Annotated in this window: 22 protein-coding genes and 1 pseudogene; 16 read left to right on the plus strand and 7 right to left on the minus strand. The window is 61.1% G+C overall.

Going from position 1 to position 24,214, the window contains the following annotated elements:
* Positions 1-66: 66 nt before the first annotated feature.
* From ACVWXD_RS21280 to ACVWXD_RS21300, 5 genes and pseudogenes are all read left to right on the plus strand, one after another.
* Positions 67-1,461: a uracil-xanthine permease family protein gene (locus ACVWXD_RS21280; protein ID WP_181644392.1), complete on the plus strand. Its 1,395-nt coding sequence runs from the start codon at positions 67-69 to the stop codon at positions 1,459-1,461.
* 87 nt (positions 1,462-1,548) lie between these two features.
* A pseudogene (locus ACVWXD_RS21285) lies at positions 1,549-2,209 on the plus strand (TetR/AcrR family transcriptional regulator).
* A 12-nt stretch (positions 2,210-2,221) separates the two neighbouring features.
* Entirely contained in the window at positions 2,222-2,803 is a 582-nt protein-coding gene (locus ACVWXD_RS21290) for an IMPACT family protein (protein ID WP_032887101.1), read from the plus strand.
* Between the two features lie 57 nt (positions 2,804-2,860).
* Positions 2,861-3,547, plus strand: coding sequence for an SDR family oxidoreductase (locus tag ACVWXD_RS21295; protein WP_032887102.1), 687 nt, complete (start codon positions 2,861-2,863; stop codon positions 3,545-3,547).
* Positions 3,548-3,691: 144 nt separating this feature from the next.
* Entirely contained in the window at positions 3,692-5,050 is a 1,359-nt protein-coding gene (locus ACVWXD_RS21300) for an 8-oxoguanine deaminase (RefSeq protein ID WP_122753909.1), read from the plus strand.
* A 76-nt stretch (positions 5,051-5,126) separates the two neighbouring features.
* On the opposite strand, the gene ACVWXD_RS21305 is transcribed toward ACVWXD_RS21300, so the two are convergent.
* Positions 5,127-6,218, minus strand: a complete 1,092-nt coding sequence (locus ACVWXD_RS21305; protein WP_032887104.1) for a calcium:proton antiporter — start codon at positions 6,216-6,218, stop codon at positions 5,127-5,129.
* Positions 6,219-6,412: 194 nt separating this feature from the next.
* Between ACVWXD_RS21305 and ACVWXD_RS21310 the strand changes: the two genes are divergently transcribed.
* Entirely contained in the window at positions 6,413-7,366 is a 954-nt protein-coding gene (locus ACVWXD_RS21310) for an adenosine deaminase (protein ID WP_032887105.1), read from the plus strand.
* Between the two features lie 46 nt (positions 7,367-7,412).
* Here ACVWXD_RS21310 and ACVWXD_RS21315 read toward each other — a convergent pair whose 3' ends face one another.
* Positions 7,413-8,099 carry an ArsR/SmtB family transcription factor gene (locus ACVWXD_RS21315; RefSeq protein WP_032887106.1) on the minus strand — a complete coding sequence of 229 codons (687 nt, stop codon included), beginning with the start codon at positions 8,097-8,099 and terminating at the stop codon, positions 7,413-7,415.
* A gap of 137 nt (positions 8,100-8,236) precedes the next feature.
* A complete protein-coding gene (locus ACVWXD_RS21320) occupies positions 8,237-9,163 on the minus strand; it encodes a LysR family transcriptional regulator (protein WP_181644393.1) in 927 nt (308 codons plus the stop codon).
* 116 nt (positions 9,164-9,279) lie between these two features.
* Between ACVWXD_RS21320 and ACVWXD_RS21325 the strand changes: the two genes are divergently transcribed.
* The 3 genes from ACVWXD_RS21325 (at position 9,280) to ACVWXD_RS21335 (ending at position 10,932) form a co-directional block, all read left to right on the plus strand.
* Positions 9,280-9,573, plus strand: a complete 294-nt coding sequence (locus ACVWXD_RS21325; protein ID WP_032887109.1) for a putative quinol monooxygenase — start codon at positions 9,280-9,282, stop codon at positions 9,571-9,573.
* 24 nt (positions 9,574-9,597) lie between these two features.
* The gene (locus ACVWXD_RS21330) at positions 9,598-10,611 is read left to right on the plus strand and encodes a zinc-binding alcohol dehydrogenase family protein (protein WP_122682039.1); all 1,014 of its coding nucleotides are present in this window, start codon (positions 9,598-9,600) and stop codon (positions 10,609-10,611) included.
* A 147-nt stretch (positions 10,612-10,758) separates the two neighbouring features.
* Positions 10,759-10,932 carry a hypothetical protein gene (locus tag ACVWXD_RS21335; RefSeq protein ID WP_163033283.1) on the plus strand — a complete coding sequence of 58 codons (174 nt, stop codon included), beginning with the start codon at positions 10,759-10,761 and terminating at the stop codon, positions 10,930-10,932.
* 8 nt (positions 10,933-10,940) lie between these two features.
* On the opposite strand, the gene ACVWXD_RS21340 is transcribed toward ACVWXD_RS21335, so the two are convergent.
* Positions 10,941-12,134, minus strand: coding sequence for a multidrug effflux MFS transporter (locus tag ACVWXD_RS21340; RefSeq protein WP_181644394.1), 1,194 nt, complete (start codon positions 12,132-12,134; stop codon positions 10,941-10,943).
* Between the two features lie 84 nt (positions 12,135-12,218).
* On the minus strand, positions 12,219-12,416 hold the full coding sequence (locus ACVWXD_RS21345) for a heavy-metal-associated domain-containing protein (RefSeq protein ID WP_032887113.1): 198 nt from the start codon (positions 12,414-12,416) through the stop codon (positions 12,219-12,221).
* 147 nt (positions 12,417-12,563) lie between these two features.
* Between ACVWXD_RS21345 and ACVWXD_RS21350 the strand changes: the two genes are divergently transcribed.
* The 3 genes from ACVWXD_RS21350 to cueR all read left to right on the plus strand — a co-directional run bounded on the left by ACVWXD_RS21350 (position 12,564) and on the right by cueR (position 15,610).
* On the plus strand, positions 12,564-12,944 hold the full coding sequence (locus ACVWXD_RS21350) for a hypothetical protein (RefSeq protein WP_032887115.1): 381 nt from the start codon (positions 12,564-12,566) through the stop codon (positions 12,942-12,944).
* Between the two features lie 66 nt (positions 12,945-13,010).
* A complete protein-coding gene (locus ACVWXD_RS21355) occupies positions 13,011-15,212 on the plus strand; it encodes a heavy metal translocating P-type ATPase (RefSeq protein WP_181644395.1) in 2,202 nt (733 codons plus the stop codon).
* A complete protein-coding gene (gene cueR / locus ACVWXD_RS21360) occupies positions 15,209-15,610 on the plus strand; it encodes a Cu(I)-responsive transcriptional regulator (RefSeq protein ID WP_181644396.1) in 402 nt (133 codons plus the stop codon). The genes ACVWXD_RS21355 and cueR overlap by 4 nt, the downstream gene beginning before the upstream one ends.
* A gap of 141 nt (positions 15,611-15,751) precedes the next feature.
* Here cueR and ACVWXD_RS21365 read toward each other — a convergent pair whose 3' ends face one another.
* Entirely contained in the window at positions 15,752-16,651 is a 900-nt protein-coding gene (locus tag ACVWXD_RS21365; RefSeq protein WP_032887119.1) for a PA4780 family RIO1-like protein kinase, read from the minus strand.
* Between the two features lie 134 nt (positions 16,652-16,785).
* Positions 16,786-18,063: an acetyl-CoA C-acetyltransferase gene (locus ACVWXD_RS21370; RefSeq protein ID WP_032887120.1), complete on the minus strand. Its 1,278-nt coding sequence runs from the start codon at positions 18,061-18,063 to the stop codon at positions 16,786-16,788.
* A gap of 105 nt (positions 18,064-18,168) precedes the next feature.
* On the opposite strand from ACVWXD_RS21370, the gene ACVWXD_RS21375 reads away from it, so the two are divergent.
* The 4 genes from ACVWXD_RS21375 to ACVWXD_RS21390 all read left to right on the plus strand — a co-directional run bounded on the left by ACVWXD_RS21375 (position 18,169) and on the right by ACVWXD_RS21390 (position 24,095).
* The gene (locus tag ACVWXD_RS21375; RefSeq protein ID WP_179179566.1) at positions 18,169-19,512 is read left to right on the plus strand and encodes a 3-oxoacyl-ACP reductase; all 1,344 of its coding nucleotides are present in this window, start codon (positions 18,169-18,171) and stop codon (positions 19,510-19,512) included.
* A 2-nt stretch (positions 19,513-19,514) separates the two neighbouring features.
* A complete protein-coding gene (locus tag ACVWXD_RS21380) occupies positions 19,515-20,363 on the plus strand; it encodes a MaoC family dehydratase (protein WP_260367343.1) in 849 nt (282 codons plus the stop codon).
* 303 nt (positions 20,364-20,666) lie between these two features.
* A complete protein-coding gene (locus ACVWXD_RS21385) occupies positions 20,667-22,229 on the plus strand; it encodes a collagen-like triple helix repeat-containing protein (RefSeq protein WP_286838962.1) in 1,563 nt (520 codons plus the stop codon).
* A 183-nt stretch (positions 22,230-22,412) separates the two neighbouring features.
* Positions 22,413-24,095: a ShlB/FhaC/HecB family hemolysin secretion/activation protein gene (locus ACVWXD_RS21390; RefSeq protein WP_457371304.1), complete on the plus strand. Its 1,683-nt coding sequence runs from the start codon at positions 22,413-22,415 to the stop codon at positions 24,093-24,095.
* Positions 24,096-24,214: the final 119 nt, after the last annotated feature.

The following is a 24,214-nucleotide window of genomic DNA, read 5'->3' on the forward strand; positions in this document are numbered from 1 at the left end:
TGAGCAACTGGACAGCTTTTTGCAAGAACAGATGGAACTTGACCATCCGCCTTGAGTTAGCCCGCCATGCCACCAGAATCCTCCACCCCCAGCGACCTGATCTACGGCCTCAACGACCGCCCCAAACCCGCCCCGGCATTTCTGGCCGCACTGCAGCACGTGCTGGCCGCTTTTGTCGGCATCATCACTCCGCCACTGATCATCGGCTCCACTCTGGGCCTGACCGCCCATTTGCCCTATCTGATCAGCATGGCGTTGATGGTGTCCGGTGTCGGCACATTCATCCAGGCGCGTAGGCCATTTGGGATAGGCGCCGGGATGATCTGCCTGCAAGGCACCAGCTTTGCCTTTCTCGGCGCGGTACTGTCGGCAGGCTTCCTGGTGAAACAACGGGGCGGCAGCCCGGAAGACATCATGGCGATGATCTTCGGCGTGTGCTTTTTCGGCGCGGCGGTGCAGATCGTGCTGAGCCGTTTTATCGGCCAATTGCGTCGAGTCATCACGCCTTTGGTGACAGGGATTGTCATCACGCTAATCGGCATCAGCCTGATCAAAGTCGGCATTACCGACCTCGGCGGTGGCTTCAACGCCCCTGACTTCGGCGCGCCCACCAATCTTGCATTGGGCCTGTTCGTGGTGCTGACGATCATTCTGCTCAACCGTTCCAACACGCCCTGGGTGCGGCTCTCGGCGATCATTATCGGCCTGGCCCTTGGCAGCCTAGCGGCGTGGTTCAGCGGCAAACTCGTGCCCCAAGCCCTGCCGGACTTACCTCTGGTGAGCCTGCCGATTCCGTTTCGCTTTGGGTTCAACTTCGACTGGAGCGCTTTCCTACCGATCGCGCTGATTTACCTGATCAGCAGCATCGAGACCGTCGGCGACCTCACCGCCAACTGCATGATCGCCCGCCAGCCCATCAGCGGCCCTTCTTATATAAGCCGACTCAAGGGAGGCGTACTGGGTGATGGCGTGAGCTGCATGATCGCGGCCACTTTCAGTGCCTTCCCCAACACCACCTTTGCTCAGAACAACGGCGTGATCCAACTCACTGGCGTGGCCAGCCGATACGTTGGCTTATATATAGGCGTGGTGCTGTTTTGCCTCGGTTTGTTTCCGTTGATTGGCGCGGTGCTGCAGCAAATCCCCAAACCCGTATTGGGCGGCGCGACCCTGGTGATGTTCGGCAGTGTGGCCGCCGCTGGCGTGCGCATCCTCGCCCAGGCGCCGCTGGACCGACGCAGCATGCTGATCATCGCCACGTCGTTTGGCGTCGGCCTGGGCATCGCCGCCCAACCCAATCTGCTTCACCTGATGCCAACCCTGGTGCAGAACTTGTTCGACTCCGCCATCACCAGCGGCGGGCTGACCGCCATCGTACTGTGCCTGCTACTGCCGGAATCCAAGGCGATCGAAACTGCCGCAAACCAAGCGCCGGAAAGCGACACCTTGGAACTGCTTTAAGGGTTTTATTGCATCGGGACTTGTCTGAGGCTTGAGGGTGGGTTATCTGTGCACACGTCGTCTCTATCGATCAGCACGGTAATCTCCATGAGCCTCGAAGTTCCTGCCCACAGCAACCACGCCCGGTAAGCCCGCCAGCCGCATTCGGCAAAAGAACGAACAAGCGATTCTCCAGGCTGCTGAAGATGAATTCGCGCGCCATGGCTACAAGGGCACCAGCATGAACACTATTGCTGCCAGCGCCGGATTGCCGAAGGCCAACTTGCACTACTACTTCACGAACAAGCTGGGCCTGTATATCGCCGTGCTCAGCAATATCCTCGAACTGTGGGACAGCACCTTCAACACGCTGACCGCCGAGGACGACCCTGCCGTGGCCCTCTCCCGCTACATCCGCACCAAGATGGAGTTTTCGCGACGCCAACCCCAGGCCTCGCGGATCTTCGCCATGGAGATCATCAGCGGCGGCGAATGCCTCACCGAATATTTCAGCCAGGATTACCGCACGTGGTTCAGTGGCCGGGCGGCAGTGTTCCAAGCCTGGATCGACGCCGGCAAGATGGACCCCATCGACCCCGTGCACCTGATCTTCCTGCTGTGGGGCAGCACCCAGCACTACGCAGACTTCGCCACCCAGATCTGCCGCGTCACCGGTCGCACCAAGCTGACCAAGCAAGATATGGAAGATGCCGGCACCAACCTGATCCACATCATTCTCAAAGGCTGCGGCATCAAGCCGAGCCTCTAGACGAAGTCACTTATGCCTTTCACGCTCACCGGCCTTTGCGAGTTTCGTGAAGAAATACGCAAAAGCCGCTTCATCACCCTCGCCGCCCCGATCACCAGCCCGCAGGACGCTCAGGCTTTTTTCGAGCAACACAGCGACCTGAACGCCACGCATAACTGCTGGGCCTGGAAGCTGGCCGACCAATACCGCAGCAGTGACGACGGCGAACCCGGTGGCACTGCCGGGCGGCCGATTCTCGCAGCCATCGAAGCCCAGGGTTTTGATCAAGTCGCGGTATTGGTGATTCGCTGGTACGGCGGCATCCAATTGGGCACCGGCGGCCTCGCCCGTGCCTATGGCGGCGGAGCGAACAAATGCCTGCAGAATGCCGAGCGTCTCGAACTGATCAGCCGCGTACCACTGAGTTGCGCCTGTGGATTCTCCGAACTGAACTTGGTGAAGCTACGCGTTGCTGAACTTGGCGGGCTAGTGGTGGAAGAAAACTTCACCGCCAACGGTGTGGAGTTGCAACTGGCACTGGGTGAGGCGCACATCGACACGCTCCAAGCCCAACTCGCCGACCTGAGCCGTGGGCGTATCCTGCTGCAACGCTGAAACTGTTACTGTTATTTGCTGAATCCCCCTGAACCGCGACTCTAAAGGAAGCTTTTCATGTCTACGCCAAAAACCGCACTGATCATCGGCGCCTCGCGCGGGCTGGGCCTTGGCCTGGTCAAGCAATTGCTCCAGGACGGCTGGGACGTGACCGCCACCGTGCGTGATCCGAGCAAGGCTGATGCCCTTAAAGCGGTGGGTCCGGTGCAGATCGAAAAACTGGACATGGACGATCAGCAAGCCGTGATCGCCCTGGCCCAGCGCCTCAAAGAGCGCACCTTCGACCTGCTGTTCGTCAACGCCGGCGTCAAGGGTCCGGCCAACCAGGAGCCCGGTCACGCCACTCTCGCGGAAGTCGGCCAGTTGTTTTTCACTAATGCCGTGGCGCCGATCAACCTGGCGCAGCGCTTTGTCGGGCAGATCCGCAAAGACAGCGGCGTGCTCGCATTCATGAGTTCGGTATTGGGCAGCGTAACGATCCCCGACGGCTCAGACCTGGCGCTGTACAAGGCCAGCAAGGCCGCGCTGAACTCCATGACCAACAGCTTCATCACTCAACTGGGCGACCACACACTCACTGTTCTGTCACTGCATCCGGGCTGGGTGAAGACCGACATGGGCGGCGAAAACGCGCACATCGATGTCGACACCAGCGTGCGCGGCCTGGTGGATCAGGTAAATGCCTACACCGGCAAAGGTGGTCACCACTTCGTGGACTACAAAGGCGACACCATCGCCTGGTAAGCGACGAGCAGCGTTATCGACTGATTGCCGTCGATAACGCTGCGCGCGTAGACTGCGCCCTCGCCCCAACCGGCGACCCTGGATCAGCAGACAGGGCAACACTGAGCTGGCAAACCTGAACCCATCATTCAGAGGAGCCGGCCAATGCCTGCGACCCGTATCTGGTTAAAAAACCCCCTCGCGATTTTCACTGCCAATGGCCTTGATGCCCGTGGCGGCCTGGTGCAGCAGGACGGTGTGATCACCGAAGTGCTGGGCTGGGGAAAAGAGCCCGCTGTGCCTTGTGGACAGGTGTTCGACGCACGCGAACACGTGATCCTGCCCGGCCTGATCAACACCCACCATCATTTTTACCAAACCCTCACCCGTGCCTGGGCGCCGGTGGTCAATCAGCCGTTGTTCCCCTGGCTGAAAACCCTGTACCCGGTGTGGGCGCGTCTGACGCCCGAGAAACTTGCTCTGGCCACCAAAGTCGCCTTGGCCGAATTGCTGCTCTCGGGCTGCACCACCGCCGCCGACCACCACTACCTGTTCCCCGACGGCCTGGAAAATGCCATCGACGTGCAAGTTGATACGGTGCGCGAATTGGGCATGCGCGCCATGCTTACCCGGGGCTCCATGAGCCTGGGCGAAGCCGACGGTGGCCTCCCGCCGCAACAGACCGTGCAACAAGGGCAGGTCATCCTCGACGACAGCCAGCGCCTGATCCGCGAATACCACCAACGCGGCGACGGCGCACAGATCCAGATTGCCCTGGCGCCTTGCTCGCCGTTCTCCGTCACACCGGAAATCATGCGTGCCAGCGCCGAACTGGCCAACAGCCTAGACGTGCGCCTGCACACCCATCTGGCGGAAACCCTCGACGAAGAAGATTTCTGCCTGCAACGCTTCGGCCTGCGCACCGTGGATTACCTCGACAGCGTGGGCTGGCTCGGCCCACGCACTTGGCTGGCACATGGCATTCACTTCAACCCTGATGAGATCGCCCGCCTTGGCGCCGCCGGTACCGGTATCTGCCACTGCCCAAGCTCAAATATGCGCCTGGCATCCGGCATCTGCCCTACCCTCGACTTGCTAGCCGCGGGCGCGCCCATCGGCCTGGGCGTGGACGGTTCCGCCTCCAATGATGCATCGAACATGATTCTCGAAGCACGACAGGCCCTGTACATCCAGCGTCTACGTTATGGCGCAGAAAAGATCACCCCCGAAGGCGTGCTCGGCTGGGCCACCAAAGGTTCGGCGCAGTTGCTGGGGCGTACGGATATCGGTGAATTGGCCGTGGGTAAACAGGCGGATCTGGCGCTGTTCAAACTTGATGAGCTGCGGTTCTCCGGTAGCCATGATCCGATTTCGGCGCTGCTGTTGTGTGGTGCGGATCGTGCGGATCGGGTGATGGTCGCGGGCAAATGGCGAGTGATCGACGGGCAGATCGAGGGCCTGGATCTGAAAGGTTTGATCGCCGATCACAGCCAGGCGGCGCGACGATTGATCGCAGGGACTTAAGTAAACACCGTTCAACATGCGGGAGGGGAACGTCGATTCGTCGCACAACCCCTCCCGCTTTTTATCTGCGGTGTTCTTACAATCCCAGCAGCGACAACATGATGAATGTCGCAAACAGCACAAAATGGGTCATCCCTTCGATAGCGTTGGTTTCGCCATCGTTGAGGTTGATCGCACTGACAATCAGCGTGATAAACACCATCACCGTTTGCACCGGCGTCATCGCCATCTGGAAAGGCTGGCCAGTGTAGAGCGCCATGGCCTCCATCACCGGTACCGTCAAAATCACCGTCGACAACGACGCTCCCAGTGCAATATTCACCACCGACTGCATGCGGTTGGCCAATGCGGCGCGCAAGGCCGTGAGAATTTCCGGTGCCGCCGAAATGGCTGCAACCACAATCGCCGTAATCACCGGCGGTGCGCCCGTGCCTTCCAGACCCAGGTCGAGGGTCTTGGACATCACCTCGGCCAACGCGCCAATCACAATCACGCCAAACACCAACGTGCCGATGGAGAACACCAGGTTCACCGGCGGCGTTTGCTCCTCTTCCGGCAGTTTTTTGCGGCGTTTTTCCGGATAGCTGTAACTGAAGAAATAACTGTGCGGCCCCACCTGCATGCGCAGGAACAAGGTGTAGAGCACCACCATCGCGCCAATGGTGAAGGCTGAGTAAATTTTCCAGTCAGCTTCGGGGATGAATTCCGGCACCACCATCGACACGCCCATGGCGGTGAGGATCATCACGCTGTAGGTGCGCGCCGAGTCGTCGTTGTAGGACTGCTCGCCGTGCTTGATGCCGCCCATCAAGGCGGCCAGGCCGAGGATGCCGTTGATATCCAGCATCACTGCCGAATAAATAGTGTCACGCACCAGGGTGGGCGATGGCTCATTACTCATCATGATCGCCAGGATCACCACTTCCACCAGCACGGCGGCCAGGGTAAGGATCATGGTGCCGTAGGGGTCGCCAACTTTCTCCGCCAGTTGCTCGGCGTGGTGGGCCACGCGCATCGACGCCACTACGATAAAACCAATCAGCGCCACGCCTGCCAACAGCGCGACTATTTGCCCGCTGTGCAGCATCCAGTGCTCCAGCGGGTAGGCGGCGATGGCGGCAATCAGCGCCAGTAGCATGAATTTTTCTTGCTTGAGGGAGGTGAGCATTCGGGGCCTTTTTCGTACAGCAAATCAGTCATTGATGGGGTACAGACTGCGCCACGCTGCTAACGTTTCGTTACACCTTAGTTCACAACCCTCTTGCGCGAATAAAACGAATACTCTCCTGCCGGTCAGGTTTTACCGATTATTTCGGCTATGCCCTGTAGAATGCCGCCATTGCACCTGATGAGAATTTAGACATGTACGATTGGCTCAACGCCCTGCCCAAGGCTGAACTGCACCTGCACCTGGAGGGCTCGCTGGAGCCTGAGCTGCTGTTCGCCCTGGCCGAGCGCAACAAGATTGCGCTGCCGTGGAACGACGTCGAAACCTTGCGCAAGGCCTACGCGTTCAACAACTTGCAAGAGTTTCTGGACCTGTATTACAAGGGCGCCGATGTGCTGCGCACGTCTCAGGACTTCTACGACCTGACCTGGGCCTACCTGCTGCGCTGCAAAGAGCAGAACGTGATCCACACCGAACCCTTCTTCGACCCGCAAACCCACACCGACCGTGGCGTGCCGTTCGAAGTCGTGCTCAACGGTATCGCCGCAGCACTCAAAGATGGCGAGCAGCAACTGGGCATCACCAGCGGGCTGATCCTCAGCTTCCTGCGTCACCTGAGCGAAGACGAAGCACAAAAAACCCTCGACCAGGCGCTGCCGTTCCGTGATGCGTTCGTGGCCGTGGGCCTGGACAGCTCCGAGATGGGTCACCCGCCGAGCAAGTTCCAGCGCGTGTTCGACCGTGCCCGCCATGAAGGCTTCCTCACCGTTGCCCACGCCGGCGAAGAAGGCCCACCGGAGTACATCTGGGAAGCCATCGACCTGCTGAAAATCCAGCGAATCGACCATGGCGTGCGCGCCATCGAAGACGAACGCCTGATGCAGCGCATCATCGACGAGCAGATCCCACTCACCGTGTGCCCGCTGTCCAACACCAAGCTCTGCGTGTTCGACGACATGGCCCAGCACAACATCCTCGACATGCTTGAGCGTGGCGTGAAAGTGACCGTGAACTCCGATGACCCTGCCTACTTCGGCGGTTATGTCACCGAGAACTTCCACGCGCTGTACACCTCCTTGGGCATGACCCAGGACCAGGCCAAACGCCTGGCGCAGAACAGCCTGGATGCGCGACTCGTAAAGCCCTGACGTGAGCGAATGTTGGAGTGAGCGCCTGTGACCACGGCGCCTGCTCCTACAGCGCGGCCAATCGGGCGATCTCTTCAAGCCCGACGTCGTTGACCACCACAGCCTGGGACTCGTTGACCAGGCTGATCCAGTTCGATTGCAGGAACAACTGAAACAGCCCAGCACCCAGCGCGCCCCCGAGGTGTGGTTGCTGCTGGCTCCAGTCAAAACAATCGCACAGCAGCGGCATTGCCAATGCTTGGGTAAAAATGCCCAGGCCCGCCATTTGCTGCGCGCCCTTGAATGTGACGGCGAGCCGTTGCTCATGGCGCTCGATCCACCTCGCCGCCATCATTCGTTCATACAACTGCGCCGCCAGCTCGCCACCAAGATGACCATGACACAGCCGAGCACGGCGTAATGACGGCGGCGCAACCAAGACCTGCGTTGAAACACCCGGCGCACTGCGTGTGGCACTGGCCAGGGTAGTACTGGCCAAGGCATGGATGGCGGCGCTGACATCGCCGTCTGCCAAGCGAAACAGTCGCTTGCCATACCGCGCTTCGGTTCGCAGCAAGCCGCTACTGGTCAGCCGCGCCAGATGTGCATTGGCCGAGGCCGACGGTAGACCGGTAAGTGCCGCCAGTTCCTTCGACGACTTCGCCGAGCCGTCCATCAAGGACCACAGCATGGCTGTGCGTTTTGGCTCAGCAAGCAAGCTGGCAATCTGACTAATGCATGGTGCTTCTTCCATCGATTCACTCCCTGTCGAATTACTTTTCTGATGCGGTAGGCGCCAGAGTATAAGTGCGCCAAGGGCGGGTTCCGTGGCGTCTGACAGCCAGAGTAGGGACGGGTTTTGAGTGAAATTTCCTTGCGTTACGGAGGCTATTACACGACGTCCAATCGCTCCGACAATTGAGCCGTCAATGTCGCACAGCGAGCTACAAGCATTTCCCGCAGCAGGTTGATGGGTTTGCTCAACTGCGCGCGATGGGCACACAGCAGGTTGAGCGGCGTGCGCTCGCCGCGCAGCTCCGGCAGGATCAGGCGCAGTCGTCCGGCCAGCACGTCGGTGCTCACATCCAGCCAGGATTTATAGGCAATGCCCATACCGGCCACGGCCCAGCGGCGCACCACATCGGCATCGTCGCTGAAGCGGTCGCCGCTGACCGTCAGGCTGACTTCGCGCTTGCCGTCGTGAAACGTCCAGTGGTCATGCACTCGGGTGCCGAGCATATACAGCAAGCAATTGTGCTGGGCCAATTGCTCCAGGTGTCGCGGCTCACCGTGGCGTGCGAGGTAACTGGGGGCTGCGCACAGCACACGAACGTTGCGCGGCGCGACGGGCAGTGCAATCAGGCTGGAGTCCTCGGGCTCACCATAACGCAGGGCAATGTCCACCGGCTGGCGGAACAGGTCGGCAATCCGGTCACCCAACAGCAGGCGTACGGCGAGCTGCGGATACTCACGCTGGAACTCGTCCAGCCACGGCAGCAGTTGGTTGCGGCCGAAATCCGAGGGCGCCGACAGTTGCAGCACACCGCTGACATGGTCCTGACCGCTGGCCAAAAGACGTCGCCCTTCATCAAGGGAGCTCAACGAGGCGCGGGCGTATTCCAGAAAGCCCTCGCCTTCGGCAGTCAGGCGCAGGCTGCGGGTGGAACGGGCCAGCAAGCGCGCGCCCAATTGTTGCTCGATACGCTTGAGCGCCGCGCTGGCCACGGCAGGCGACAGGTCCATCACCCGCGCCGCCGCCGACAAACTCCCCAAGTCCGCAGCGCGCACAAACAACTGCAAATCATCAAAACGCAGCATCCACCCACCCATTATCAAAATATTATTGAAACAGAGTGCTGTTTTAGCCGCTTTTATCTTCAGGGGAAATGACCAATCATCTGTCCATCCCGTTCATTACGTATCTGGAATTGAATATGCCCACAGCTTTTAACGTCATCGCAACGCTGATCGCCAAACCTGGCCAACAGGCCACCCTGGAAACCCTGCTGCGCGGCCTGCTGGAACCTACCCGCCTTGAAGCCGGTTGCGAGCAATACGACCTGCACCAAGACCTGCAACACCCCGAGACTTTCTACATGCTCGAACGCTGGAGCGATGACGCCGCACTGGCCGACCATGACCAAAGCGCACATATCCAAAGTTTTCGCGCCAAGGCCGCTGATGTACTCGAACACTTCGAACTCAAGCGCCTGAAGTTTCTCGCCTGATCACCGCCTTTTTCCGGAGCCCTCATGAAAGCCATTGCCTACTACGCATCACTGCCAATCACCGATGAAAAATCCCTGCAAGACATCGAATTGCCGGCGCCCGTCGCCGGCCCACGCGACCTGCTGGTGGAAGTCAAAGCCATCTCGGTGAACCCCGTGGACACCAAGGTCCGCCAGAACGTCGCCCCGGAAAACGGCGCCGCCAAAGTGCTGGGCTGGGACGTCGCCGGTGTGGTCAAGGCAGTCGGCAGTGACGTGAGCCTGTTCAAGGTCGGCGACAAGGTGTTCTACGCCGGCTCCTTGGTACGCCCAGGTGGCAACAGTGAACTGCACACTGTGGACGAGCGTATCGTCGGCCATATGCCCAAGAGCCTGAGCTTTGCCGAAGCCGCCGCGCTGCCGCTGACCGCCATCACCGCCTGGGAACTGCTGTTCGAGCGCCTGCAGGTGCGTGAAGGTAAAGAAGACGAAGGCCAGAGCCTGCTTATCGTTGGTGCCGCAGGTGGCGTGGGTTCGATCCTGACCCAACTGGCCAGCCAGCTCACCGGATTGAAAGTAATCGGCACCGCCTCGCGCCCGGAAACCCAGGAATGGACCAAGGCCCTCGGCGCCGACCTGGTGATCGACCACAGCCAACCGCTGAGTGAAGCGTTGAAACAAGCCGGCCACCCGCAGGTCACCCACGTCGCCAGCCTGACCCAAACCGAGCATCACCTGGACCAGTTGGTCGAAGCGCTGCAACCTCAAGGCAAGCTGGCACTGATCGACGACCCCAAGGCGTTGGACGTGAGCAAACTTAAGCGCAAGAGCCTGTCGCTGCATTGGGAGTTTATGTACACGCGCTCGATGTTCGAGACGCCGGACATGATTGAGCAGCACAACCTACTCAATCGCGTGGCCGAGCTGATCGACGCTGGCACCTTGAAAACCACGGTGGGCGAGCACTTCGGCGTGATCAATGCGGCGAATCTGCGCCGGGCCCATGCACTGCTGGAAAGCGGCAAGGCCAAGGGCAAGATCGTGCTGGAAGGGTTCTAAAACAACGGCTGTCAGTGTTGTCCGTTATTCGTGTGAGTAATGGACGACACCGCTAGTCAGAGAGTTGATCTTTGTCATATTTGTGAGCGTATCCGGGGTTTATATTGGCCGCCTTTGCCACGATTCTTTTACGTGAGGAAGTCAGCAATGAAGATCCTGATAAAAGCGTTAGCAAAATCCCAGTGGGAGGTCCGTCTGGACCAGAAAGCCATTACTTTCCACACTGAAGCCGAGGCGCGCGCCTTTGCCGATACCCTGCAAGCGCGTATCAAGGCGCCCCACCGTTTTCCAATCAGCCAGCAACACTCCGCCGCTGGCTGACCCACCTCTCAGCCCTGCGCCTGCAAGGCTCTGGCCCGTTGCAGGCGTTGGGTCGACACGGCCACCGTCACCGCCAATACACCGCACAGGCTGATGACCATAGCCATTGGCATGGCCGTGCCATCGTGCAACACCCCCACCAGCGACGCCGCCCCCGCCGCCACACCGAACTGGATGCAGCCGAGCAATGCCGACGCACTGCCTGCCCGAGCGCCCTGCCCGCTCATGGCACACGCCGAGGTGTTGGGCAAAATGCAGCCCAGACTGGCGATGCAGATAAACAGCGGCACCAGCAATGGCCATAGCGCATCGGTGCGCAACGCCGTGATGCCCAGCAGCGTCAGACCCGCCAGCAGATACACCCACACCGAACGCGACAGCAAAAACGCCGGGCCACGCTTGGCCAGCAAGCGAGCGTTGAGCTGCGCCACAAGGATGAAGCCAGCGGCGTTGGAGCCGAATACCCAGCCGTAATGCTCAGCGGGCACGCCATACAGTTTGATAAACACGAACGGTGAACCCGCGATGTAGGCAAACATCCCGGCAATCGACAGCGCGCCGGTAAGGGCGTAACCGAGGTAAACCCGGTCGGACAACAGCCCAAAATAGCGGCGCAACGAGCCCGACAACGGCTGGCGTGGCTGATGGGCTGGAAAGGTTTCAGGCAAGCCGAATGCCACGGCGATAGCGGCCATCACACTGAAGACCGTCAATGCCAGGAAAATCGACTGCCAGCCCCACAACCCGACCATCACCCCGCCGGCCAGCGGCGCAAGAATCGGCGCCAGGCCGGTCACCAGCATCAACTGGGAAAACACCTTGGCCGAGCCCACGGCATCGCATTTGTCGCTGACCACCGCGCGGGAAATCACCATGCCCGCGCAACCGCCCAGGGCCTGCACGAAGCGCGCGCCAATCAGCCAATCGAGGGAGGGCGCGTAGGCGCAGGCGAAGGACGCCAGGGTAAACAGGGTCACGCCGCTGAGCAGCGGCCCGCGCCGACCAAAACGGTCCGCCAGCGGGCCATAGATCAATTGGCCAATGGCCAGACCGGCGAAGTACACCGCCAGGGTCAGCTGGATGTGTTTTTCATCGGTGGCAAACGCCGTGGCCATCGCCGGGAAGCCCGGCAGGTAGAAATCGATCGCCAGCGGCGCAAAGGCGCTCAAGGCACCCAGAATCAGGATTATGCGAAGGTTCATCAGGCACCCAAGAGAGTCGGCAGCCCGACAGTCTAGCCGGGCCTGGATGCCTTGAACATAACGATAGCTCGCTAACTATTAAAATCAGGCGAGCTTGGCGCTGTAGCCTTCCTCAGTGATCAAGCTGATCACCTCTTCGGCAGACAAGCGGCTTTCCACGCCCACTTCCTTGGCGGCCAGGTCGACCTTCACACTGGCGCTTGAATCCTTACTCTGTACCGCCTGGGTCACCGCCCGGACGCAATGGCCGCAGGTCATTCCTTCAACACTGAATACTTGCATGACATAACTCCTTTGATGAGGTTGAACCCAGTCTCGACCTTGCCACAATGGCAAGGTCAAGTTCTGAAAAAATCGGCCGGGCTGGTATTCGGCGGCACTGTCGGCCAAGCTTGAACCATCTTTGATTCACACCACGGAGCATTCGCCATGCGCTGGTCGTATTTTGCCCTTGCCGGCTTGATGAGTTTGTCTGCCGCTGCGCCCATGGCCAGTGCCGATCAAGACTATGCGGTGTTGATCATTTCCCGGGAACGCCTGGAAGTGCTGACCAATTGCGAGATCGGCCTGTACATCCAAGACCAGTTGGCCGGGCGCCTGTACCAGGAGCAGGCCACCTCGTTCAACCTGCCCGCCGGCAATGTGTCACTGCGCCTGAAGCTGCTGCCGGGCCAAGCTGCGGGCTGCCTGCCTGGCCTGCTCGCCCCGCCCGCGCAAAACATCACGCTCAAGGCCGGTGACGTACGCAAGTTACGGATCGCCCAGGGCCCGGATGGCATGTACCTCAAAGCGGCTGCATTGGATTACTGAAGGCGCTTGACCTTACCCACAGGTCAAGGTTGATGCTAGGGGCAACTTCTTCTGGAGGAATGCCCCATGAATGGATCCACCACCTTTGATCTGCCCATCAGCGGCATGACCTGCGCCAGCTGTGCCGGGCGTGTCGAGCGTGCGCTGGGCAAGGTGCCGGGGGTGCAAAGCGTCAGTGTCAACCTGGCCAACGAGCGCGCCCACGTCGAAGTGCAGGGCCAAATGGACCCCGCCGTGCTGATTGCGGCGGTCGACAAGGCCGGTTACAGCGCCAGCCTGCCTCAAAGCGAAATCGCCACCGATACCGATCAAGCCCAGCGCCTGCACCGCGAGCGTTGGTCGCTGCTGCTGGCCATTGCGCTGGCATTGCCGTTGGTGCTGCCGATGCTGGTGGAGCCCTTTGGCCTGCACTGGATGCTCCCGCCCTGGGTGCAGTTCGCCCTCGCCACGCCGGTGCAATTCATTTTCGGTGCGCGCTTCTACATAGCCGCCTGGAAAGCCGTACGCGCCGGCGCCGGTAATATGGACCTGCTGGTCGCCATCGGCACCAGTGCCGGTTACGGCCTGAGCATTTATGAATGGCTCACCGCACATGCGGGTATGGCGCCGCACCTGTACTTCGAAGCTTCAGCGGTGGTAATTGCCTTGGTATTGCTGGGCAAATACCTGGAAAGCCGTGCTAAACGCCAGACTGCCAGCGCCATCCGTGCGCTGGAAGCCCTGCGCCCTGAACGTGCACTGCGTGTGCAGGATGGCCGTGAAGAAGACGTCGCCATCAGCGCGTTGAAGCTCGATGACCTGGTGTTGGTCAAACCCGGCGAGCGTTTCCCGGTGGACGGTGAAGTGATCGAAGGCCAAAGCCATGCCGACGAGGCGTTGATCAGCGGTGAAAGCCTGCCGGTGCCGAAACAACCCGGCGATAAAGTCACCGGCGGTGCCATCAACGGCGAAGGTCGTCTGCTGGTGCGCACCACCGCCCTTGGTGCCGAAAGTGTCCTGGCACGCATCATCCGACTGGTGGAAGACGCTCAAGCCGCCAAGGCGCCGATTCAGAAACTGGTGGATAAAGTCAGCCAGGTCTTCGTCCCGACCGTGCTGGTACTGGCGGTGCTCACGCTAGTGGGATGGTGGCTGTACGGCGCGTCGCTGGAGACCGCGATTATCAACGCCGTGGCCGTGCTGGTGATCGCCTGCCCTTGCGCCCTTGGCCTGGCCACGCCGACTGCAATCATGGCCGGCACCGGTGTCGCCGCCCGCTACGGCATCCTGATCAAGGACGCCGAAGCGCTGGAGCGCGCCCACGCAGTGAGCGCCGTGGTCTTCGACAAGACGGGCACCCTCACCTCCGGCACGCCAAAAATCGCGCACTTGGTCGCGGTGGATGGCAATCAAGCCCTGCTGCTGCAACAGGCCGGCGCGCTGCAACGCGGCAGCGAACATCCCCTGGCAAAAGCCGTGTTGGATGCCTGCAGCGAACAAGGGCTGAAGGTGCCTGATGTAAGCGTCAGCCAATCCCTGACCGGGCGCGGCATTGCCGGCACCCTCGACGGTCGGCCACTGGCACTGGGCAATCGCCGTCTGCTGGAAGAAATCGGCTTGAGCGCGGGTGACTTGGCAGGTGTCGCCAGCGATTGGGAGTCCGAAGGCCGCACCCTGTCCTGGCTGATCGAACAGGGTCCACAACCGCGCGTACTCGGGTTGTTCGCCTTTGGCGACACCCTCAAACCCGGTGCGTTGGAAGCCGTTGAGCAACTCAAGGCCCAGCACATCAGCAGCCACTTGCTCACCGGCGACAACCGCGGCAGCGCCCGCGTGGTGGCGCACGCACTGGGCATCGAAGATGTTCACGCTGAAGTGCTGCCCGCCGATAAAGCCGCCACCGTCGCCGAGCTGAAAAAAACCGACGTGGTGGCGATGGTCGGCGACGGCATCAACGACGCCCCGGCCCTGGCGGCGGCCGATATCGGCATCGCCATGGGCGGAGGCACCGACGTGGCCATGCATGCTGCCGGTATCACCCTGATGCGCGGCGATCCACGCCTGGTGCCGGCCGCTCTGGAGATCAGCCGCAAGACCTACGCAAAAATCCGCCAGAACCTGTTCTGGGCGTTTGTGTATAACTTGATCGGTATTCCCCTGGCCGCATTCGGCCTGCTCAACCCGGTGCTGGCGGGCGCGGCTATGGCCTTGTCCAGCGTCAGCGTGGTGAGCAATGCACTGTTGTTGAAAACCTGGAAACCCACTGACCTGGAGGATCAACGCCCATGAACATCGGCCAAGCCGCACGCCAAAGCGGGCTGAGCGCCAAGATGATTCGCTACTACGAATCCATCGGCCTGCTCAAAGCCGCCCAACGCACCGACAGTGGCTACCGTGTGTACGGCCCGGACGACTTGCACACATTGGCGTTTATCAAACGCTCGCGGGATCTGGGGTTTTCATTGGAAGAGGTCGGCAAGCTGCTGACCCTGTGGCAGGACCGGCAACGGGCCAGCGCCGACGTGAAAGCCTTGGCGCGCCAGCATATCGAGGCGCTGAACCAGAAGATTCTGGAGCTGGGGCAGTTGCGGGATACGTTGCAAGATCTGGTTGAGCACTGCCAGGGCGATCATCGGCCGGATTGTCCGATTCTCAAGGAGTTGGCGTCGGGAAGCTGCTGCGCGTGAGGCTCTAACTGACTGACTACAAAACCAATGTGGGAGGGGGCTTGCTCCCGATGGCGGTGGGTCAGTCTCAATATCTGTAACTGACACACCGCTATCGGGAGCAAGCCTCCTCCCACATTTTGATCTTCATTTACCCGAAGATCATTGCATCCAAGGCGGCGGTGGCGGTTCTTCGGACGCTTTGCTCGGCGGAGCATCATCTGCCGCCCGAATCGCTTGCTTGCGCTCTTCATCCAGCCGCGCCGCTTCAATCTCGCGAATCACACCGCCCACATCCGCCAACTCTTCCGGCTCGTCGAACTCGCCGGTCAAGACGCTGGCCGGGTGCAAGGTACCGGCTTCGTACAGCGCCCACATTTCCTTGGCGTACTTGGTCTTCTTCAACTCCGGGGCAAAACGCCCGAAGTAGGAGGCCATGTTGCCCACATCCCGTTCCAGCATGTTGAACGCGTGGTTGTTGCCCGCCGCATCCACCGCCTGGGGCAGGTCAATAATCACCGGGCCCGTGGGGGTAAGCAGTACGTTGAACTCGGACAAGTCACCGTGTACCAGGCCGGTACACAGCATCAGCACGATCTGGGAAATCAGGAAGGCGTGGTATTCGCGCGCCTGGTCCGGCTCCAGTGTCACGTCATTCAGACGCGGCGCCGCATCGCCGTACTCGTCGGCCACCAGCTCCATCAACAGCACGCCTTCGAGGAAGTCGTAGGGCTTGGGCACGCGAACGCCCGCGCCGGCCAGGCGGAACAGTGCCGCCACTTCGGCGTTCTGCCAGGCATCTTCGGTTTCTTTCTTACCGAACTTGGAGCCCTTGGCCATGGCCCGGGCCTGACGGCTGTTACGGACCTTACGGCCTTCCTGGTATTCGGATGCCTGACGAAAACTTCGTTTGTTCGCCTCCTTGTAAACCTTGGCGCAACGCAATTCGTTGCCGCAGCGCACCACATAAACAGCTGCTTCTTTACCACTCATGAGAGGGCGCAGCACTTCGTCGACCAGACCGTCTTCGATCAGGGGTTCAATGCGTTTAGGAGTCTTCATCAGCTTTTATTGTGGGTCCTTTATTACCAAATACGCGTATGGCACTCGTTATACGGCAATCGGCTCGCCGGTGGGAGGGGCTACCGATCTTTGACCACTCAAGAATGCATCCTATATGCCAGTTTCGGCTGCAATCAACGCTCAATGATCGCCGTCACCCCTTGACCGCCCGCCGCGCAGATCGAAATCAGCCCTCGGCCCTTGCCCGCCGCATCCAGCAACTTAGCCAGGTTGGCGACGATACGCCCGCCGGTGGCGGCAAATGGGTGCCCGGCGGCCAGGGAGCTGCCCTTCACATTCAACCGGCTGCGGTCGATGGCGCCCAACGGCGCGTCCAGCCCCAGGCGGGTCTTGCAGTAATCCGCATCTTCCCAGGCTTTTAGCGTGCACAACACCTGGGCCGCGAATGCTTCGTGGATCTCGTAATAATCGAAGTCCTGCAGCGTCAGGCCATTCCTCGCCAACAGACGCGGCACCGCATACACCGGAGCCATCAACAGGCCTTCGGCGCCGTTGACGAAATCCACCGCCGCCGCTTCGCCATCGCGCAGATACGCCAGGATCGGCAGCCCCCGCTCCTTCGCCCAAGCCTCACTGCCCAGCAGCACAAGAGATGCACCATCGGTGAGCGGTGTGGAGTTGCCGGCGGTGAGCGTGCCCTTTTCGCTGCGCTCGAAGGCGGGCTTGAGGGCGGCGAGTTTTTCCAGGGTCAGGTCGGGACGCAGGTTGTTGTCGCGGGTCAGGCCCAGAAACGGGGTGAGCAGATCGTTGTGCCAGCCTTCGGCATAGGCGGCCGCCATTTTCTGGTGGCTCTCCAGCGCAAGCTGGTCTTGCTCGGCCCGGGGGATCTGCCAGGTCTGCGCCATCAACTCACAGTGCTGGCCCATGGACAAACCGGTACGCGGCTCGCCATTGCGCGGCAGTTCTGGCTTAAGGTGATGGGGACGAAGTTGTAACAGGACTTTTAATTTATCCGCCATGGATTTGCTGCGGTTGGCTTGCAGCAGGATCTTGCGCAGCCCTTCATTCACCCCAATCGGTGCGTCTGACGTGGTGTCCACCCCACCGGCGATGCCGCATTCGATCTGGCCCAAGGCAATCTTGTTGGCCACCAGCAATGCCGCCTCCAGCCCGGTGCCGCAGGCCTGCTGGATGTCATAGGCCGGGGTCTGCGGCGACAGGCGCGAGCCCAGCACGCATTCGCGGGTCAGGTTGAAGTCGCGCGAATGCTTGAGCACCGCGCCGGCGGCCACCTCGCCCATGCGCAGGCCGTGCAGGTTGTAGCGTTCGATCAAGCCTTCCAAGGCGGCGGTCAGCATCGCCTGGTTGCTCGCCGTGGCGTAGGGGCCATTGGAACGGGCGAAAGGAATGCGGTTACCGCCAATGATCGCTACACGGCGCAATTGAGTCATGGAAAGCTCCCTCTGTCTGTTATGGGCTTGATCACTGAGCCTAGTCGAACGACTGCTACCCTGGGATGGTCAACCCTTTGAACCCCAGCCTTCGGAGAGCGTTCCATGTCTGACCGTTATATCGACTTCGCCAACTCAAGCCTCGGCCATCGCCTGGTCGCCGCCCTTGGCCTGCCGTCACCGGTACGCCTGGAACGCTGGCAAGCCGGACGCCTACGCCCGGTAGACGGTGCACTGCTGCTGGGCGGTGGAGCCCTGACAAGCAAGGTGCAGGCATTTGCCAACAAACTCACCGACGCGATTTATACCTACGGCGCCGAGTCATCGACGTGGATTCCCGGGCACGGCCCCAAGCTCAAGGCCGTGGTGTTCGATGCCAGCGAGCTGCAACACACCGACCAGCTCAAGCAACTGCGCGAGTTCTTCCAGCCCCTGCTGAAAAACCTCGATAACAGCGCCCACCTGGTGATCCTCGGCCGCGCCCCGGAAAGTCTCAGCGACCCGTTTGCCGCCAGCGCCCAGCGGGCCTTGGAAGGGTTCAGCCGCTCCTTGGCCAAGGAACTGCGCAACGGCGGCGTGTTGCAATTGCTCTACGTCGGCGAAGGTGCCGAAGACCAGCTGGAAGGCGCGCTGCGTTTCTTCCTCTCACCGAAAAGCGCCTACATTTCCGGCCAGGTGATTCGCCTGGAGGCTTGCGCCACGCCCGTTGAGGACTGGACCCGCCCACTGGCCGGGCGCAAGGCGCTGGTCACGGGTGCGGCGCGTGGCATCGGCGCGTCTATCGCTGAAACCCTGACCCGCGACGGCGCTGAGGTCATTCTCCTTGACGTCCCCCAGGCCAAGGCCGACCTCGAAGCCCTGGCGGCGCGCCTGGGTGCTCGCACGGTGGTGCTGGATATCTGCGCCGAAGACGCCGCCAGCCAGTTGATCGAACACCTGCCCGATGGCCTCGATATTCTGGTGCATAACGCCGGTATCACCCGTGACAAAACCCTTGCCAACATGACCCCGGAATACTGGGATGCGGTGCTCGCGGTCAATCTCAATGCACCGCAGGTACTGACCAAAGCGCTGCTCGACAGCGGCAGCCTGCACGACAACGCCCGCGTGGTGGTGCTGGCGTCCATCAGCGGCATCGCCGGTAACCGTGGGCAAACCAACTATGCCGCGAGTAAGGCGGGTTTGATCGGCCTGGTGCAGGCGTGGGCGCCGTTGCTCAAGGAGCGCGGGATCAGCATCAATGCCGTGGCGCCAGGCTTTATCGAAACCCAGATGACCGCACACATCCCGTTCGCCCTGCGTGAAGCCGGGCGCCGCATGAGCTCCCTGGGCCAAGGCGGTTTGCCGCAGGACGTCGCCGAAGCTGTGGCCTGGCTGGGCCAGCCCGGTTCCGGCGCGGTCAGCGGGCAAGCATTGCGGGTGTGCGGGCAAAGTCTATTGGGAGCGTGAGCATGGAATGGCAGACCTTAGGCAATACCCCGTTTCTGCCGCCGTTGTATTGGCGAGCGGCGCTCAAGCGCAAGATTACCGGCAGCACACTGCCTGAACAGGGGCTGCGCTGCCGGGTCAGCGTCAACCCCAAGGACGTCGCGGCGTATCGCAAGGTCTGCGGTTTTGCCGACAGCCCGATCCTACCGGCGACCTACCCACACATCCTGGCGTTTGGATTGCAAATGCAGTTGCTCACGGCCAAGGCATTTCCCTTCCCGTTGCTGGGGTTGATCCACCTGAGCAATTGCATTCGAATCCATCGCCCATTGGGCGGGGTAAACGAACTCTTCATAAGCGTGCACGCGCAAAACCTCCAACCTCACGCCAAGGGCGCAACCTTTGAAGTGGTAACCAGCGTTGAAGATTCTCTCGGAGTGCTGTGGGAAGCCGAGAGCCGAATGCTCTGCCGAGGCGTAAAACTCGAAGGCGAAGCTGCCGATGACACCCAGCCCACACCTGTACACATCAGCGAACTGACCCGCTGGAAGGCCCCTTCGGATATCGGCCGTCGCTATGCGAGGGTCTCCGGCGACTACAACCCGATTCACCTGAGTGCCCCGACTGCCAAGTTGTTTGGCTTCCCCCAGGCCATCGCCCACGGACTGTGGAACAAGGCCCGCACACTGGCCGCACTCGGTGAGCACCTGCCCGCTGCCAATATAGAAATCGAAGTGGTATTCAAAAAACCGGTGCGCCTGCCCAGCGAAGTGACTTTGCACAGCAGCACCGCCGGTTCCAGTGGCGAATTACTGTTGAAGGGCGCGGGAGATATTGAACATATGGTGGGAAAGTGGCGGCCAATCGCATAACAACACCTGCTTAATTGTATATATATACCCTAAGTAATAGCGGACTTAAAAAAGTCCGCTATTTTTATTTAAGCCACTGATCCAAAAGACATATACATCTTGATACGCCCTCCCCTTATACCCTTACGACTAGTCATTAAGCACACACTTCACGCCCTCTATATAAATCGTTAATACCAAGTTGAGCCTTGAGGGAACACGCACCCGGGTCTGTTATAGACCTACGGACAAACGCATCGCTATCCCAAGAAATAACGAGCGTTTGAAGACAACTAAGGTTGTACGGGTGCAAGGAATTCAATCATGAAAACTCAAGTAGTGTTTTGGAAAGCAAGTACCGCGTTGGCCCTGGCAATAGCAATGACACTCGGTGGCTGCAGCAGCGGTGGTGGCGGGCATCACAGTAGCGGCTCCTCCTCTTCGGATACTGCCGGAACCGGTGGAGGTACTGGCGGAGGTACCGGTGGCGGTACCGGTGGCGGTACTGGTGGCGGCACTGGTGGCGGCACTGGTGGAGGTACCGGTGGAGGCACTGGTGGAGGCACCGGTGGAGGCACCACCACGCCACTGGTCACCGCGACCGTCGTCGACACGCTGGGCAACACCGTGACCGGCGTGGGCGGCACCGTCAGCAGTCTCGGCACCACCCTCGGCAGCTTGCCGATTGTTGGCGCGACCACCCAAGGTCTGGTGGTGGCCACCGGCACTGCGGTCGGCAGCATCGGCAACGGCCTGTCGGATGGGCTCGGCTCGTTGGGCACTGACAGCAATGCACTGGGCAACACTCTCGACGGCGTAGGCCAAGGTGTTTCCGATCTGGGCGATGGCGTCAGCACCACCGGCGCTAACGTGCGCACGCTGCTGGGTAAAGTACCCGTGGTCAGCGCAACTGCGCCAGTGGTGGGCGGCGCGGTCGACAAAGTCGGCAACGTGGTGACCATGCTCGGCGATACCCTGAGCACCGCCAGCACCACCGGCCCGCTGGGCAATGTGACAAATGCCGTGGGCGCCCGAGTGCTGGTGCCGGTCGTCTCGCTGGTGGAAAAAACCACCGGCAAAGTTGGCAACGCAACGGGCCTGGACAGCCCGGTCGGCGGCCTGCTGGATAAAGTCGGCAGCACCGTCGATGGCCTCGGCGATAAAGTCGCCGGCGCTGGCGGCACCGGTAACCCTGTGACCGGCGCCGTGGGTAACCTGCTCAATGGCGTCGGCACCGTGGTCGGCACCGCAAGCGGCTATGTCGACCCAGCCACCGGCAACGGCGGCGGTAGCGGCAGTGGCGTCAAACTCGGTCTGCCGGAACTGATCGGTGGTGTCATCGCCGGCGCCGGCAACGGCCTCAACGCCGGCAATACCAATGGCGTGGTGAGCGCTGCTGGCGTCACCGGCGCCAGCGCCGGCGGCACGGTAGCATCTCTGGGCACCTTGCTGGGCGGCAGCGGCACTCCAAACACCGCCGCGGGCGCTCCGATCATGGCGGTGACCACCAACCTCGGCAGCGCACTTAACCCTGCCACCAGTGGCATCGCCAGCCTGACCCAAAACGTCGGCAACGCCACCGGCCTGGGCGCGCCAGTCAATGGCCTGGTGACTAACGTCGGCGGCGCCGTCAACAGCCTGGGCGGCAAAATCAGCGGCGCCAATGCCAACCCGGTCACCAACGCCCTGGGCGGCACCGTGAGCGCTGTCGGCGGCACCGTGGCGTCGGTGGGTGGCCTGGTCACCGGCGGTACCAGCGGCGGCGGGTTGCTCGGCGGCGGCTTGAACCTGGGCGGCAGCGCATCTGCCGGCGCCAGTGCCAGTGCCGGGGCCAGCACCAGCGGTGGCCTGGGGGGGTTGCTCGGTGGGCTCACCGGCAAAAAATAGAATTGCACCTGGCCGATTAGACGGCCTCACCTACAGCGCCTACGCTTGGTTGAGACGAGAGATCTAATAAATCTCTCGTCTTTTTTTAGGGCCACTGAACGGCCCCTGAAAAACACCCGAACCGCGCCTCCAGAGCCCGGCGGGCACCTGCAAAACGCTGCTGCTTTGACCATGGAGTGTCCTATGCGCGCTTTGACACCGTTGTTATTGCTCACCCTCAGTGCTTACGCCCACGCCGATACCCTGCCCAGCTTCCTCAATAGCAACGACACCATCCGCAACCTGCCGGTGCCCAATCTGCCCGCCGATGCCTACCGCCCGAACACCCCGCAAACGCAGCTGCCCACCCCTGCGGCGAGTGAGGCGCAACCGTTACTGATGGACACCAAGGTGACCATTCGCAAACTGCAGATCGACGGCGGCACGGTCTACCCGCTCAACGACGTTGCCCTGGCGTTCGAGCCCTTGATCGGCCACGAAACCAACCTGGCCCAATTGATCGAGGCGACACGCAGCATCACCCGGCGCTACCAGGCAGACGGCTACCTACTGTCCTATGCGTTCCTGCCGGAGCAACGCTTCGATGACGGCCTGGTGCACGTCATTCTGGTGGAGGGTTATATCCGCGATTACCAAGTACAAGGCGATATTGGCTCAGTGTCGTCCTACGTCGAAAAGCTCGCCGACAAACTCAAGGCCGAGCGCCCACTGACCCGTAAAACCTTCGAGCGCTACACCACACTCATGGGCGCGATCCCCGGCGTCACCTTGCAAGCGCAAGTGCCGCCACCTGGCACCACCGACGGCGGCACCCACATGCAGATCACTGCCAGCCGCAAGCCTTTCACCACCAGCATGAGCCTCAACCAAGCCAGTCGTGGCGGCACGCAAGCGTTGTTAACCGCCACCAGCAATTCCCAGACCGCCATGGGTGAACAACTGAGCGTGAGCGGCCTGTTCCCACCGGGCGACGACAAAGAACACTACTACCGCGCCGCCTACAGCCAATTCGTCAATGCCGAGGGCACCCAACTGGTGCTATCCGGTGAACGCTATCGCGCCGACCCCGGCACCAACCTGCAACTGGGCGGCGGCTTCGAACTCAAGCCCCATCAGGCAATCGACCGATTCTCCATTGGCCTGAGCCACCCGCTGATCGCCTCGCCCACCGAGTCGTTGACCCTGGGCACGCGGTTCTATGGGGTCGACCAGAAAACCCGCTATCAACTGGTGGGATTCCCCCAGCGCTTTGACATCGAAACCAACCTGCGCGCCGTGGCGTTCGAAGGCGACTGGCGCAAGGCCGACGCCGACCAACTGCGCATCCTCAGCGCGGGGCTGTACCAAGGCATCGACGGCATGGGCGCCAAGACACGCAGCGACCTCGAAGGCCTAAAACCTGACTTGGACTTCTTCCGCCTGCGCCTATCGGGCGTGCAAAGCAACAAGCTGTTCGGCAACGTTCAGGGCGTGCTGTCAGGAGCGCTCTATTGGAGTGACGACACCTTGCCCGACAGCGAGCGCGCCACCTTCGGCGGGCAGAACTTCGGTCGTGGCTACCCCGATGATCAAGGCTCGGGCGACAAGGGCTGGGGCATGGCCTATGAGGTCAACTACAGCTACAACCGTGCCGGCGAGTGGGTGAGAATCCTGCAACCCTACATCGTGTTCGACCGTGCCAAGACCTGGTTCAACGACCAGACCATCAAAGGCAACAACCTGTCTTCAGCCGCCGTGGGCCTGCGCTTTGGCGACGCGAAGTATTACAACATCGCGCTCGAAGCGGCCAAGCCGATGTCGGACGAGGCCCTCGACAGCCTCAACCGCCAGCCGCGGTATACCTTGAGTTTCAGCTATCAACTCTGACACGGCCCACAGCGCTCAGTTTAGGCTGAGCGGGGTTCTGCGGCAGACACGCTTGCTGTGGTAAGAGGGCTTGTTGTGGCGAGCGGGCTTGCTCGTGTTCGACTGCGCAGCAGTCCCCA

The sequence above is a fragment of the Pseudomonas sp. TE3911 genome (assembly GCF_054062775.1).

Coding starts and splice junctions, on each gene's coding strand:
- ACVWXD_RS21280 (WP_181644392.1), top strand. CDS start 67: ATGCCACCAGAATCCTCCACCCCCAGCGACCTGATCTACGGCCTCAAC.
- ACVWXD_RS21290 (WP_032887101.1), top strand. CDS start 2,222: ATGCCTTTCACGCTCACCGGCCTTTGCGAGTTTCGTGAAGAAATACGC.
- ACVWXD_RS21295 (WP_032887102.1), top strand. CDS start 2,861: ATGTCTACGCCAAAAACCGCACTGATCATCGGCGCCTCGCGCGGGCTG.
- ACVWXD_RS21300 (WP_122753909.1), top strand. CDS start 3,692: ATGCCTGCGACCCGTATCTGGTTAAAAAACCCCCTCGCGATTTTCACT.
- ACVWXD_RS21305 (WP_032887104.1), bottom strand. CDS start 6,218: ATGCTCACCTCCCTCAAGCAAGAAAAATTCATGCTACTGGCGCTGATT.
- ACVWXD_RS21310 (WP_032887105.1), top strand. CDS start 6,413: ATGTACGATTGGCTCAACGCCCTGCCCAAGGCTGAACTGCACCTGCAC.
- ACVWXD_RS21315 (WP_032887106.1), bottom strand. CDS start 8,099: ATGGAAGAAGCACCATGCATTAGTCAGATTGCCAGCTTGCTTGCTGAG.
- ACVWXD_RS21320 (WP_181644393.1), bottom strand. CDS start 9,163: ATGCTGCGTTTTGATGATTTGCAGTTGTTTGTGCGCGCTGCGGACTTG.
- ACVWXD_RS21325 (WP_032887109.1), top strand. CDS start 9,280: ATGCCCACAGCTTTTAACGTCATCGCAACGCTGATCGCCAAACCTGGC.
- ACVWXD_RS21330 (WP_122682039.1), top strand. CDS start 9,598: ATGAAAGCCATTGCCTACTACGCATCACTGCCAATCACCGATGAAAAA.
- ACVWXD_RS21335 (WP_163033283.1), top strand. CDS start 10,759: ATGAAGATCCTGATAAAAGCGTTAGCAAAATCCCAGTGGGAGGTCCGT.
- ACVWXD_RS21340 (WP_181644394.1), bottom strand. CDS start 12,134: ATGAACCTTCGCATAATCCTGATTCTGGGTGCCTTGAGCGCCTTTGCG.
- ACVWXD_RS21345 (WP_032887113.1), bottom strand. CDS start 12,416: ATGCAAGTATTCAGTGTTGAAGGAATGACCTGCGGCCATTGCGTCCGG.
- ACVWXD_RS21350 (WP_032887115.1), top strand. CDS start 12,564: ATGCGCTGGTCGTATTTTGCCCTTGCCGGCTTGATGAGTTTGTCTGCC.
- ACVWXD_RS21355 (WP_181644395.1), top strand. CDS start 13,011: ATGAATGGATCCACCACCTTTGATCTGCCCATCAGCGGCATGACCTGC.
- cueR (WP_181644396.1), top strand. CDS start 15,209: ATGAACATCGGCCAAGCCGCACGCCAAAGCGGGCTGAGCGCCAAGATG.
- ACVWXD_RS21365 (WP_032887119.1), bottom strand. CDS start 16,651: ATGAAGACTCCTAAACGCATTGAACCCCTGATCGAAGACGGTCTGGTC.
- ACVWXD_RS21370 (WP_032887120.1), bottom strand. CDS start 18,063: ATGACTCAATTGCGCCGTGTAGCGATCATTGGCGGTAACCGCATTCCT.
- ACVWXD_RS21375 (WP_179179566.1), top strand. CDS start 18,169: ATGTCTGACCGTTATATCGACTTCGCCAACTCAAGCCTCGGCCATCGC.
- ACVWXD_RS21380 (WP_260367343.1), top strand. CDS start 19,515: ATGGAATGGCAGACCTTAGGCAATACCCCGTTTCTGCCGCCGTTGTAT.
- ACVWXD_RS21385 (WP_286838962.1), top strand. CDS start 20,667: ATGAAAACTCAAGTAGTGTTTTGGAAAGCAAGTACCGCGTTGGCCCTG.
- ACVWXD_RS21390 (WP_457371304.1), top strand. CDS start 22,413: ATGCGCGCTTTGACACCGTTGTTATTGCTCACCCTCAGTGCTTACGCC.